Origin of the sequence: Paracoccus angustae (genome assembly GCF_042648745.1) — a bacterium.
In the GTDB taxonomy this organism is placed as follows: domain Bacteria; phylum Pseudomonadota; class Alphaproteobacteria; order Rhodobacterales; family Rhodobacteraceae; genus Paracoccus; species Paracoccus angustae.
The window spans coordinates 9783-22736 of record NZ_JBHRXY010000026.1 but is presented as its reverse complement, the minus strand read 5'-3'; the positions used below and the strand labels follow the sequence as shown (position 1 = coordinate 22736).

Annotated in this window: 8 protein-coding genes; 3 read left to right on the top strand and 5 right to left on the bottom strand. The window is 63.1% G+C overall.

Translation table 11 applies throughout. The annotated features are described in order from the left end of the window. From ACFOM8_RS18110 to ACFOM8_RS18100, 3 genes are all read right to left on the bottom strand, one after another. Nucleotides 1-1338, bottom strand: a complete 1338-nt coding sequence (locus ACFOM8_RS18110) for a TRAP transporter large permease (RefSeq protein ID WP_377763593.1) — start codon at nucleotides 1336-1338, stop codon at nucleotides 1-3. Between the two features lies 1 nt (nucleotide 1339). Continuing rightward, on the bottom strand, nucleotides 1340-1846 hold the full coding sequence (locus ACFOM8_RS18105) for a TRAP transporter small permease (RefSeq protein ID WP_377763591.1): 507 nt from the start codon (nucleotides 1844-1846) through the stop codon (nucleotides 1340-1342). A 139-nt stretch (nucleotides 1847-1985) separates the two neighbouring features. Continuing rightward, nucleotides 1986-3041, bottom strand: a complete 1056-nt coding sequence (locus ACFOM8_RS18100; protein WP_377763590.1) for a C4-dicarboxylate TRAP transporter substrate-binding protein — start codon at nucleotides 3039-3041, stop codon at nucleotides 1986-1988. Nucleotides 3042-3262: 221 nt separating this feature from the next. Here ACFOM8_RS18100 and ACFOM8_RS18095 point away from each other — a divergent pair, with 221 nt between their 5' ends. The 3 genes from ACFOM8_RS18095 to ACFOM8_RS18085 all read left to right on the top strand — a co-directional run bounded on the left by ACFOM8_RS18095 (nucleotide 3263) and on the right by ACFOM8_RS18085 (nucleotide 6046). Beyond that, nucleotides 3263-4693: a hypothetical protein gene (locus ACFOM8_RS18095; RefSeq protein WP_377763589.1), complete on the top strand. Its 1431-nt coding sequence runs from the start codon at nucleotides 3263-3265 to the stop codon at nucleotides 4691-4693. A gap of 478 nt (nucleotides 4694-5171) precedes the next feature. Next, nucleotides 5172-5750 carry a recombinase family protein gene (locus tag ACFOM8_RS18090; protein ID WP_377763587.1) on the top strand — a complete coding sequence of 193 codons (579 nt, stop codon included), beginning with the start codon at nucleotides 5172-5174 and terminating at the stop codon, nucleotides 5748-5750. Next, nucleotides 5747-6046 (top strand): hypothetical protein, encoded by a 300-nt coding sequence (locus ACFOM8_RS18085; protein WP_377763586.1) that lies wholly within the window; start codon nucleotides 5747-5749, stop codon nucleotides 6044-6046. Before ACFOM8_RS18090 ends, ACFOM8_RS18085 begins: the two co-directional genes overlap by 4 nt. A 25-nt stretch (nucleotides 6047-6071) precedes the next feature. Here ACFOM8_RS18085 and ACFOM8_RS18080 read toward each other — a convergent pair whose 3' ends face one another. Together ACFOM8_RS18080 and ACFOM8_RS18075 are read right to left on the bottom strand one after the other, a co-directional pair. Beyond that, nucleotides 6072-9935 carry a DEAD/DEAH box helicase gene (locus ACFOM8_RS18080; RefSeq protein WP_377763584.1) on the bottom strand — a complete coding sequence of 1288 codons (3864 nt, stop codon included), beginning with the start codon at nucleotides 9933-9935 and terminating at the stop codon, nucleotides 6072-6074. Continuing rightward, nucleotides 9932-12934: a DUF1156 domain-containing protein gene (locus tag ACFOM8_RS18075; protein ID WP_377763608.1), complete on the bottom strand. Its 3003-nt coding sequence runs from the start codon at nucleotides 12932-12934 to the stop codon at nucleotides 9932-9934. The genes ACFOM8_RS18080 and ACFOM8_RS18075 overlap by 4 nt, the downstream gene beginning before the upstream one ends. Nucleotides 12935-12954 lie beyond the last annotated feature (20 nt).

Below are 12954 nucleotides of genomic sequence, written 5' to 3'. Positions count from 1 at the left end.
TCATAAGCCGTTCGGGATGAGGGTCGAGATTGTCGGCACGAGGATCAGGATGCCCAGCACCACGATGTCCATCGCTAGGAAGCGCGCCACCCCGGCGAAGATCTGGTCGACAGTGATGCCGCGCCCGGTCACGTTGCCGATGACGAAGACGTTCAGTCCCACGGGCGGGGTGATCAGCCCGATTTCCAGCAGCTTGACCACGATGACGCCGAACCAGATCAGGTCCATGCCCATGCTGTCCACCATCGGGATGACGAAGGGCAGGGTCAGCACGATGATGCCCACGGGGTCGAGGAACATGCCGAGGAAAAGATAGAGCGCCGAGATCGCCACCATCAGCATAATCGGCGACAGCCCCGCCCCGGCCACCCACTGCGACACCATCCCTGCGGCCCCGGTCAATGCGACGAAGGACACGAAGATCTTGGCACAGGCTGCGATCAGGAAGATGGCCGAGGTCTGGATCAGGCTGTCGCGGATGGCCGCCCACATCGAGCGCAGCGTCAGCGAGCGTTCGAGGAAGCCGATCAGGATGGTCAGCACGACGCTGATCGCCGCCGCTTCGGTCGCGGTGAAGAGACCGCCATAGATGCCGCCGATGATGACGGTGAATAGCACCAAGGCAGGCCAGGCCGACAACGCTGCCCTGAGGCGGTCACCCTTGGCCACCGGTCTCGGATCGACCGGGGCGGCGCTGGGGTCGCGCGATGTCCACCACATCACGACGATGATATAGCCCAGAAGCGTCAGCAGTCCCGGCAGAATGCCGGCCAGGAACAGCTTGCTGATCGAAGTCTCGGTGAAGATGCCGTAGAGGATGAACAGCACCGACGGCGGGATCAGCGACCCCAGCGTGCCGCCGGCAGCGACAGAGGCCGTCGCCAGGCGCGGGTTGTAGCCTAGGCGCAGCATCTCGGGCACACAGATGCGCCCCATTGTCGAAGCGCAGGCAATAGATGACCCCGAGATGGCCGAGAACCCGGCGCAGCCCATCAGAGAGGCGACGCTGACCCCTCCCGGCACGCCGCGCAGCCAGACGTTGGCGGCGTCATAGATGCGGGTGGTGATGCCGGTGTGATAGGCGATGTTGCCCAAGGCCACGAACAGCGGGATCATCGACAGGTCATAGGAGTGGATCAGCTCGAAGAAGCTGTTCACAACCATCGACGAGGTCGGGTTGATGGCGCGTTCCGGCATGAAGCTGCCGGTGCGGAAGGCATAGATCAGGAAGGTGCCCGCGGTGGCGACACCCGCCAGCACGAAGGCGATCGGCACGCGCAGTGCCAGAAGAAGGATGACCAGCCCGAAGGAGACAAGTCCGATGGTGGATGCGTCCATCTCAGACAGACTCCTCTTCGGCGTAGCTGGGAACGGTGCCCGTGCGGCGCAGTTGCGAGATGTCCTCCAGCGCCACCACGACCAAGCGGATCGTCATCATCAGAAGGCCCAGCAGGAAGACCAGTTTCATTGGCCAGCGCGGAATGCCCAGAAGTCCGTCGTAGAACTCGCCCGAGGCCCATGATCCCGAAAGGTTGCGCCAGCTTGCATAAAGCAGCGGCAGCATCGCCAGCAGCGCCACGAACCAGCCGAAGATGATCAGCCTGCCTCGTATGCGGGGCGACATGCGGTCGGTCACGAAGGTCACGGCGATATGGGCGCGGTTGGCCGTCGCCGCCGCCAGCGGAAAGACAATGGTGGGAATCATCAGCTCGCGGACGATGATGACAATGTCCGGCACGGCCAGGCCGAAGAACTGCCGTCCCAGCACGTTGGCGGTGATCGCCAGCGCGAGGGCCAGAGTCGAGACGACCGCGAATTCAAGCATGACGCGCTCAATGGCCTTCATGGCCGCACCTCCGGGTTTGATCGCGCTGCGGTCCGGACCGATATGGGCGCGAACCGAGGGAGGATGTGCCGGGCAGGCCTATCCGGATGGATGCGGCTTGCCCGTCGGTCTGCGACAGGTTCAGAGGATCGGACCTGCCTCAGTTGGCCTTGGCCGCCCAGGGATAACCCTGCTCATCACGCTGCTTGGCGAATTCTGCAATGAGCGCGGTGTATTCATCAACCAGCGCTTGGCCGTCCAGGCCCGCGCCATCAGCGCGCTGGATCCACTCGTCGATGTATTTCTTTCCAGCCTCGGCCAGCCGCGCGCGGTCCTCGTCAGAGATCTTCAGGACAGGGGTGCCCTTCTCCTCGAGAATCTTGACCGAACGCTCGTTGGCATCGGTCAGGATGCGCCCGAACTCGTCCGCCAGTCCCTCGCCCGCGGTCATCAGGCCCTGCTGCTGCTCAGGCGTCAGCGCGTCAAAGCTGTCCTTGTTCATCATGATGCCCAAGGCGCCGATCTGGCCGAAGTCGAGTTCGGTGTAGCTGTCGAAAACTTCGTCGAACTTCAGCGCTTCGACGAGATAGGGATAGGTCTGGGTACAGTCGATCAGGCCGGTTTCCAGGCCCTGATAGGCTTCGTAGACCGACATGTCGACCGGCGTTGCCCCGAGATCGTGGAACACCTTGCCATAGGCACCGACGCCGCGGATCTTCAGTCCTTTGACATCATCGAGGGACTCAATGGTCTTGCCCTTGCACCCGACCTGCACGGCCGATGTGGTATAGGTGCCGATATAGACCAGGTTCTGGCTGGCCAGGTTCTCCCTGATCTGCGCGTTCTCGCGCATCAGCTTGTCAGTGGCCTTCATTCCCACCCAAGGATCGGGGTTTGGAATCGGTAGGTCGGCCAGGCCATAGGCGATCATGTCCTGCGGAAAATAAACCCCAATGACCGAGCCCATGTCGGCGACACCATCCCGGATCGACTGAACGGCGACCTTCTCGGAAAACAGCGCGCCGCCCCAGTTCACGTCGATGGTGAGTTCGCCGTTTGTCCGTTCGGCGACCTGGTCGACGAACCACTGCGTGGCCTCGGCGCGCACGCCGCGGTTGGGACCGGCCTCGCCGTAGATCAGCGTCATGGCCATCGCCGCGGACGAGGCCGAGCAGAGCAGGCCGAGGGTCAGGAAACTTGTCGTCAGAAAGCGCATGATGATTCTCCTCCCGTTCCAATTAGTGGCACATTGTGCCATACAATGGAACAAACTTGTGTCGCCTCGAGAAAATTTGCGAGAGTGGCGCGGAAGCTTCGCAGAAAGGATAAAGAGTCGTGTTCAACTTGGCGGGAGAGGGCGTCGTCTTCATTTCCGGCCACGATGCCTGGCTCTACTGCGGCCGGCTGCGCACGCCCGCTGCCCGGACGCCCGCCTGAATGCAGCCTTTTCCCCCGCCGGAACGCTCTGCCCGCACGTTGGTCGCACAGGGCTGCATCATCGTCGTCATTCTGGCGTCCCTTGCCGGCATCTTCATCCACTCTGCCGCCATCGGCCTGACCGCCGGCGCGGCGCTGGCGGTCTTTCTTGTCCTGTGCTGGCGGCAGTTTACTATCGCCACGTGGTTGACCGTCGGCCTTTGCGCCCTGCTGCTGGCCGCGGCAATGGTGTGCGGCATCGACATCGAGACGCTGTCCCGGGGGCTTGAGCGGATGGCTTTCCTGGCAGCGCTGCTGGCGCTTCTGGGCGCGCTGCGGGTGGTTGCCTCGGAGGCACCTGAGGTCGTCCGCGCCGGACGCTATCTCACGACCCGCCCGCCCGGCCGGCGCTATCTGGCAATGAACTTCGGCGGCCATGTCTTCGGCGTCCTGATCAATCTCGGCGGCATCGCGCTGCTGCTGGACATGACGCGGCGGTCGCTGGAGGAAACGAGCGCGCATCTGCCCCCGGATTTGCGGGAATGGCGGCTGCGCCGGATAACGACAGCCGTGCTGCGCGGCTTTGCGCTGGCCCCGCTCTGGTCGCCCATCGGGCTTGGGTTGAACGCCCTGCTGCTGGCGATGCCCGAACTGGAATACGCCGACATCGGGCCTGCGGGGTTGCTGGCAGCGGCGCTGTTCCTTGCTTGGGGCTGGTTTCTGGACTGGGCGGGGGCGCCGCGCATCCCGCTTACGTCGCGGGCAGCCCCTCGACCGGATGCCGCCGACCGGGGCGGGGTTGCGCTGCTGGTGATGCATGTGGCGCTGCTGGCTGGGCTGGTCTTCGGGCTGCACGCGGCCACCGGGCTGCAGTTCCAGCAGGCGCTGCTGATCGCCGTGCCGGGCTACAGCCTGGCTTGGGCGGCGCGGATCGGGCGCGGCAGTCCGGGCCGCGCGGGTGCCGCGATGCGCCGCGCCACCGCCGGGACGATCCGGCGCTTTCCCCTGGCCGCCGCCGAGATCGGCGTCTTCGCCTCGGCGGGGCTTCTGTCGGTGCTGGCGCTGGAACTGCTGCCGATCGACCGGGTGCAGGCGCTGGTCGCCGCGCTGATCGGGGCCCCCTGGCAGATGGTCGTCCTGCTCAACCTGTCCATGTTCGCGCTGGCCACGGCAGGGGTGAACCCGATCATCACGGCCTCCGTCCTGGGCGGCCTCGTGACGCAACTGGACGTGCCGGGACTGAGCGATGCGGCCGCGGCGCTGTGCCTTGCGGGAACCTGGAGCTGCGTCATGGGCTTCACGCCGCTGATGACGACGGTGGTCTATGCCGGCGCATTGGTCGGACGGCCCGCGGCGGTCGTGGGCTTCCGCTGGAACGGGCTCTACTGCCTGTCAGGGCTGGCCCTGTGGACGATCGGGATGGCGCTGCTCGTGCAATCGGGCCTGATGTGAGGCTCGCCTCCCTTTTCTTCTGCCACTTGGACAACGGCGCGATGGATGCTGGCGACCGAGGGCTGCGGATCGAGAAGGGCCAGACCCTCGATCAGTTCGACCATCTCCTTCGGGAAGATGCGCGTCCCGGCTTCCGGCCGGATCGGACGTGCAGGGCCTGCCGGCCCATCCGCCCGGTCGCGGGCCGGCCAGCGGCGCGCGGTCCGCATCGGGAGGCCCGCCCCGGCTGCCACCCTTGATGGTGGAGGTGCGGGCGCCGCAGGGCCATGCGGCGGGCGGCGTCCGCCCTGTCCGGCCCCATCCTCCGGTCCCTCCGTCATGATGGTCTTCCCGTCCGCAAGGGGATCGTTCAGCGGACGCCCAACCTTGCCGCTAAACAGGCCCGCTGAGGGTCAGCATTTGCTGATGGGACACAATCTCAGATGAGTAGTCCGATATTTTTTGCAATGAAGGGGTGTCTACTGTTACAGATCATGCCATGACACAGATTTTGATCGGCTACGCCCGCTGTTCCACCGACAAACAGGACCTTGCCGCTCAGAAGGGCATCCTTGCCAGCCTCGGGGTCACCGGCGATCGCATCTACACCGACCACGGCTTTACCGGCACGAACCGGGCCCGGCCTGGTCTTGATCAGGCGCTTGCAGCCTTGCGGGAGGGTGACACGCTGGTGGTACCGAAACTGGACCGCCTGGCGCGTTCCGTTCCCGACGCCCGCGACATTGCCGACAACTTGGCCGCGCGCGGCATCAAGCTTCAGCTTGGCACCTCGATCCATGATCCGACCGACCCGATGGGCAAGCTGTTCTTCAACATCCTGGCGACCTTTGCCGAATTCGAGGCCGACCTGATCCGGATGCGGACCCGCGAGGGCATGGCCGTGGCCCGCGCCAAGGGCAAGCTGCGCGGCAAGAAGCCGAAGCTGTCAGAGCGCCAGCAGCAGGAGCTGCGGCGCATGTATGACACTGGCGAGTATTCCATCAGTGATCTGGCTGAGGTGTTTTCGATTTCGCGGCCGACGGTGTATCGAACCTTGAGCCGGCAGGCGGCGGCGTGATGGTGGATGATCCAAAACCCCCACGCCCACCGTCGCTGAAAAGCGAGACACGTCAGACAAACTGGCGCCGCACCAACCTGCCGAAGTATCAGGCCCATCTTGCCGTTCAGCGGGCGCTTGCCTCGGGCGCTCTGGAGAAGCAGGGCTGCGAAGTCTGTGGCGCTGCAAAGGTCGATGCCCATCACGACCGATACGATGAACCCCTGAACGTGCGATGGCTATGCCGCAGTCATCACGTCAAGCTGCATCACTACGGCGAAGATATGTTTCCCATCGGCCGCTATCATCTTGATTAGAAATCGGAACGTCTGCTTCATTGTGTTAGTACCGGATGATCTTACGCCTCAGCCGTGTCACGGCCTCCTCCCGGTACATCTCCTCCCCTTGGCGCCGCATCTCCTTGATCACCGCGTCAATTTTTATCTCGGCCCCTTTCAACTGCGGAAGGGAGATGTGGACGTTAGCCTCTTCACCCAGAATGCCGCGAAAGGAGGTCTCCGACAGCATCGGGGTCCGGTGCGCGAGACGGGCCGGCTGCATGCGGACCAGGAGCCCGTGGGGCTTGTTCGGGATCAGTTCGTCCCGCAGACGCCGGTGCAGGTCATCAGCGTCATTCGCGCCGCTCGCGGTCTCCATGTAGGCGGCAGCGATTTCATGGGACAGGACCAGCTGCTCTGCAGAGGCCCTCTTGTTCGCGTCGACGTCCTCAACTCCTTTCTCGACAGCGTGGATCTCAGCTGCGAGGGTGGAGGCGAGCCTGGCCTCAACCTGATGCTCCTCGGCGTCTCCGATGGCAGCGTCCGAGTCGATTTCGATCCCGCGTAGGTCCGACACGCGCACCACGCTCACTGGACCGGTTCGGGTAGCGACAGAGAAGCCAACCCGCTCAACCCGGTTATCTCCGATCATGCCGATGACACTTACGCGCCTCATCCAGGAGGCATCCAGATCCGGGATCAGCTCCAAAAGACGGTCGAACGCGGGAGTGCCATAGGAGGCGAACTCTAGGCTTTTCCAGACCTCAAGGGGGGGCCGATCAAAAAGGTCCCGTGACGCGGTGAGGTAGGAGACCCGCCCGTCCTCGTACCGTAGGGCGAATATACCTGGATGCTCGGTCAGAGACAGGAGGTTCGGGGCTGCAATTGCGAGAGAGGACAGCCCAGCATCGATGTCCGCCAATGTCACTGGGGTGGCGAAATCTCTGGACCGCTCCCAAGCCCGGTAAAACTCCTGCAACTCCTTGGACGGGATTTCTAGTGCTTCAGCAGCTGCCTTTGACTGCCGGAGGCGTTCGGCCGCCTCCGTCTCGATCCGCCGCAGCTCCTCCGTCGACACATTCGGGTTTTCGAGCGCCCGGAAATCCGCCTCGGTAACCGGAAGGAGGGCGATCTGCTGAGGGCCGACGATGAGGCCCGCTTCAGCGAGACGAGAAAGGAGACGCCCGTAAACCCGCTCCTCCGCTGAACCCGCGTAGGCGTAGTTCGCGACGAAGATCTCCTGAAATTTTTGGCCTATGCGGTCGATCCGGCCGATCCGCTGCTCAACCTTCGCCGGGTTCCAAGGGAGGTCGAAGTTAATCAGCAGGTCCGCCGTCTGGAGATTCAGCCCCTCAGCAGCAGCGTCCGTGCAGAGCAAAACGTCGATGTCTCCCCGAACGAAATTCTGGGTTATCTCGAGGCGCGTGGTGGTGACCATTTTACCCGCGGCGGGGTCGTAACGGCTGCCACCGGCCCCGGAAAAGGTCCCTACCAATGCGCTTGGCATTCGAGACCTGAGTTCCTCAACCAAATGATCAAGGGTGTCCTTGAACCGGGTGAACACAACCGTCTGCCGGATCCGGCTCCCCTGCCGCCGTGCGTTTAGTTCGGACAGGAGCCGGTCGAGCTTGGACGGGACCCCGACCAACTCGTCTAGGCGATCCAGGAGGCCCCGGAGCGCCTCTTGCTCCCAAAGGAGGTCGGACTCCGTGCGCCCGTCCAGAAGGGCCTCGACTGCGATCTCGTCTCCCTCCTCATCCCCCTCGAAGACCGCCTCCTCCAACTCTTCGTCGGTCGGGTTGAACCCGGCATGCTGATGGGCCCGGAGGGTCGCGGTCACCTTCTCCGTGCGCCGTTCAAGCGTCTTCCGGATCGCGTGGAGGCTGGAGGCGAACCGGAGCCGCAGGAAGCTCAGATAGAAGCCGACGGAAGCGACACGGCGCTGGTCCTCCTGTCTGGAAGAGGCACGCACCCGCGCGTCCAGGTCCCGGCAATACGCCTCAAGCGCGTCATAGACCCGCCGCTCCGTCGGGGAGAAGTTGATCGGGTCGAGAGGGCGCACGTGTCGTTCGGCCAGGTTCGCGTTCAGCTTGCCGCTGTCGCGATAAAGACGCAGCAGGTCCCGGGTGTGACGCAGCATGACGCGCGAAAGGGGCGCGGCCGCGCGCAGCACCCGGGCGACCAGCAGCCAGTCCCCCGCCGGGAACGGGCGCGCCTCCTCGACCCAGCGGGCCACGGTCCGCTGATCTGCGGGCGACCGGTAGGCGCTCATGATGAACGTCCAGTACTCCGGATCGAGCAGCTTGATCTCGAGAACGGCGCGGCGCAGGAACTCCAGCGTTGCCTCGGAGATCCGGCCCCGGACCCGTACGAACTCCTGAACCGCCTCGTAGTACTGCCGAGAGATGTCGTCATCGAGCCCGAAGCTGCCGACCCGCCCGGTCAGCCGCATCAGGTCAAATGCCTCCTGCATCGCGAGCTGCATCGGGGTGGCGGTTGCGAGGAGAAGGGCGCGGGTTTTCGGGCGGATCACCTCATCCACGAGGGCGTAGAGCTGGTTCTGACGGTTAACGGCGCGGGCGTAATGGGCCTCGTCCACGAGAGCGATGTCCCACCCTTTGGCGCCCATGACCTCGCTGCGACGCGTCCGGTGCGTCAACAGGCCGGTCGAGGCTATGACTAGATCCGGGGCGAGAAGGCTACCCTCGGAAACCTGATACGGGGTCAAATCCCCGTACAGGCGCTCATGGCTCATCCGGGCCGCCGGTGCGGTCCGAGCGAAATCGAGCAGGAATTTCGACTTCATCTCACGCTGCCACTGCCGCGTCAGAGAAGCGGGGGAGGCGATCAGCACCCGCGAGGCGATCCCAGATAGTGTCAGCGACCGGATCGCCAAGCCCGCCTCGATTGTCTTCCCGAGCCCCACCTCGTCGCACATAAGGAAGCTGTGGGGCCATGAGGTGACGAGGCGGCGGGCGACGAAGGCCTGATGAGGCCAGGGAACTACCGGGGCGGTCTCGATCCCGACGAACCGACCGCCCGGCAGACGCGGCCCATCCTTGATGAGACGCCACCGGAGATAGTCGACCGGGGCGAGCGCGGCGAACGGGCTCTCCGGGCCCTTGGTGGGCAGAGCCGGCTCCGTGCCGTCGATCTCCCTCGGCTCGATCACGTCCCGGCCCATCCGGACAAGGCGTGCCTGAACCGCCTCCGGAAGCGCCATCACCCGGATCCCCTCGCTCCCGTGATGCCACAGGTGTTCGAAATCCTTGAGCGCCTTCTCAGTCTGACGGTGGCTCCGTTCATCCCACCAGGAGCAGTGGAGCAGGACGTTCTCGGCGTTGATCGACAGGGCCGTCTTCGACTCGTTGAGGGACCCATCGATCCGGATCGCGTTCCCTTCGGCGTCAACGAACACGGCCCATTTCTCATGGACGTACCCGTCAGCGGTCGATTCAACAGACAGAGGATCCCCGGTCCCTTTGTGGACCCGGAAGGCAACCTTGACCTCAAGCCCCCCAACTGACACCAGATAGGCGAAGAGGTCGACGCCTCGAACCGTTTCCGCGCTCCAGGTCCCGTTGTTCTCAAGGGCGGCCGTTAGATGTGCGACGAGCGCTTCATCCGCTCCCCTCAGCGCCGCCTTCACATCCTCCGCGTCAAGGTCGCAGCCGACGAGGAACCGCGCTTTCGCCCCTTTCCGAGCAAAGGCCGTGAACCCCTGAGAGGCGGCCGCCAGGGACGAGGACCGAAAATACCCGGCTACCCGGTCATACCGGACGGATCGCTCCAGGGCCGGGATGTAGAACTCACTCAGAATGTCGGTCGCGGGCTCGCCGGGCCGGATCTCGGAGGTCCGGTACTCGTCCCGCCACTCAACGTCCCGAAAGGACGCCGACGTCCCGTTCACGCCGGCCGTTTCTGTCACTGCGCGTTCCCGAAGCTCTCAAGGGCGAAGCGCACCCAGTCAACTTCCTTCTGGAGCCGCTCATCCCCGATCTCGGCCCGGTACACCTCAAGCAGGTCACGCAGGAGCTGCGCCTGCGGCAGACAGTGCTTCTCGAAATACGCCCGGACCAGAACATCCTCCCCCTGCCGATAGGCAGCGATCAGGCCGTGGAGCCGGTCCCATGCGGTCTGGGGCTTCTCAAGGCGCGCCGTGGCCCGCTCTTCCGGCGCAGCAAGGCGCACCTTCGAGCCCGACTTCACGAGGGGCGCGGCGTAGGACGCCCCGGGCTGCTGGGTCGCGAGGCCCACTCTGCGATCGGCGACGATATAGTTCCCGCTCTTTCCCTCGATCGCGACGTTCAGGGCGTTCGCGAGGTTACGCGCGTCATCGAAGGCAAATTCGCCCGTGCCGAAAGCGCCGAGGATGGTGAGCGCCACGCCGGTCTCCGTGTCCAGCTCCTCAACCGTGAGACGCCCCTCGGTGATCCGGGTGATCTGGTGGGCGGCCACGACGGCGCTGGCGGCGGTCATCGCCTGAACGGGTGAGACCACCTCATCCCCGTCATACACCGGCCAGCGTTCGGACAGGACCTGAAGCGCCCGCCCGAAGCTGGCGATCATCTCGTCGACCGGGCTGAGGTTCAGACGGTCGAACTCGGCCAAGCCGTCACGGACCGCCGTGCGGATCCGCGCTGCGACCCCTGTTCCGCCGATCCCCTGCCAGGCGGCCGGCTCCGCGTCCTCATCGACCCGCTTGCGGCAGGTGATGAAGATGGTCGACGCCGCGGCAGCCAAATTCATCTGGTGTTGAGAGTTGGCGAACTCTGATTCAACCGGCATGCAGGCAGTGATGACCCAGCCGGACTCGATTAGCGACCGGGTCAGGGTCTCCCACGCCTCCTGCTTCTTGTGGGTAAACATCAGGGTCATGACGCCGTCATCGCTGAGGACCCGGCGGCACTCGGCGAAAATCTCCCCCATCATCCGCTCATAGGCCGCCTTGGCGTTCGCCGCCGACCCGTCACGGGCCGGATTGGCGACCGCCTCGTCCTTCTTGTTCACGTGGCGCCGGGAGAACAGGCCCGGGAAGACGTCGCGCAGCCCGCGCTTCTGCCAGACGTAGTAGAAGTCCGATAGTTCCCCGTACTGGACGTTGTCGTAATAGGGCGGGTCGAAGCAGACTAGGTCGACGGATCTGGTTGCGACCTCAGACATATTCCCCGCGGAACCGTTGATGATCTTCAGAGGTAAGTTCGTGCCACGGGCCTTATGGACTGGAAGGGCGAGGTCTGCGATGCCCTGGTAGGCATCTAGAACCTGAGAAAGAGCCCATCGAAGTCCGCTCGACGGACCGGCATAAGGCATTTCTCCATAGGTCCATTTCAATGAAAAATCATGACGACCGAAAGTTCCTGAGACTTGAGATCTTTGTGGAATCCATCGAGTCTGGCTGCTGTTATAATCGACAAATTTGTCGATTACGAACTGAAGAAAGGTGATTACTGCATTTCCACGTGCCTCATCGAGTTCCACTCGAATATCTGACTGCAACTCTCGGAACCGTTCTATCAATGTCAGATGCCCTAAAAGCTGACGATGCGCAAACATATCACACCATCTCTGCATTCCATAGCGAAGCGGCTCACTCGTCTTCGATCCACTGGGGATAGTTTCAGAGGGAATCAAATCTGCATTTTCCCAACGGGCCCAGTTACCCTCTAAGCGCCGCTTAGCTTTCATCAATGCAACTTCATCTTCATCTGTCGGAGCGCGAAAGAACTTAATTTTTTCTGTCTTAATCTCTCCAGCACGGTCACCGGTTGCGTACCTTTGAGGGCGGCCATTCGCGTCCATCTTTGGCTGTAACCTTACTGAATTAACCGCATAGACACGAGACCACCAAACGCCATGACGACTTTCGCCGCGCGCCTGAGCCTTTATTTCATCTCCATGGATTGCTTGGTGACAATGAATACATTGACCGACGCCTCGTGTAACTGTTGCCCCATCTGGATCCTGTCCATTTGGGCCCTTTCCATTCTTTATGGTATAAACTTCAAAAGAAATTTTTCCGCTGTCTAGCGGAACAATTTCTACGCCCCACTGTTCGCCCTCACCCTTTGACAGCCAGAGATTATTCAGGAGCGGCGCTTCGCCACCGCAGGATGGGCATGTTACCATTCGGCAATAAAGAGTGCCATTTTGATCATATTCCGTTTGACCGAAAATGCGCATCAGCTCTAGATCGCCGTGTACGACCCGCTCAAGTTTCTGACGCTCGATCTCCGGAAGTGGCGAGCGGGGAGTGACATCTAGCATCTCCAGCTCGACATCGGAAACGAGTTTGTCACCCCATTTACGGATGTCCTGCACAAGATCGGGTCCAAAGCGAGCCGGAAAGTCGAGGGTCGCATGAAGGATCGCCGTAGCCACAGGATTAAGCTCATTTGCGATGACAGTGTGGCCGAGACGGAGCGCCTCGAACGGGATACTACCGCCACCTGACGTAGCATCGAGAACCGTCAGTCCGCTTGGCTGGTACTCCGGCGAGTCTGTGTAGGCTCGGTCATATGCATAGAGTTCCTCCGGATCCCACCGAATAGTCTCCCCAATCGTCTTCTTCACCCGGTCGAGCTTGGCAAAAGCGACGCGGTCATTGACATGCGCTGGGTCGGCCGCGCGTTCCTCGACTCGGAGCGGCGTGCCTTCTGCCGGGAGCGGGAGGCGAAACGCGGCCGAGTCCCGTTCCCAACGGATCACGACCGGGTCGCGGGAGAAGGCCGGATCGCGGGACGTAAGGCGGTCAATGGTGCCCCGATTGCGCTCGCGCCGTTCCACCTCCGCCTCAAGGAACTTCATCCCCTTCTCGTCAAGGAGGAACACCTCGCCAGACGCCGCTTGGCGCACATGCGCCAGTGGCCTTCCAACAAGGGTCCATTCTTGGTCGCCGATGATCGCAACCTTTTTCTTGATCCCCAAGTCGCGGATAAAGGTCTCCG

Coding starts and splice junctions, on each gene's coding strand:
- ACFOM8_RS18110 (WP_377763593.1), bottom strand. CDS start 1,338: ATGGACGCATCCACCATCGGACTTGTCTCCTTCGGGCTGGTCATCCTT.
- ACFOM8_RS18105 (WP_377763591.1), bottom strand. CDS start 1,846: ATGAAGGCCATTGAGCGCGTCATGCTTGAATTCGCGGTCGTCTCGACT.
- ACFOM8_RS18100 (WP_377763590.1), bottom strand. CDS start 3,041: ATGCGCTTTCTGACGACAAGTTTCCTGACCCTCGGCCTGCTCTGCTCG.
- ACFOM8_RS18095 (WP_377763589.1), top strand. CDS start 3,263: ATGCAGCCTTTTCCCCCGCCGGAACGCTCTGCCCGCACGTTGGTCGCA.
- ACFOM8_RS18090 (WP_377763587.1), top strand. CDS start 5,172: ATGACACAGATTTTGATCGGCTACGCCCGCTGTTCCACCGACAAACAG.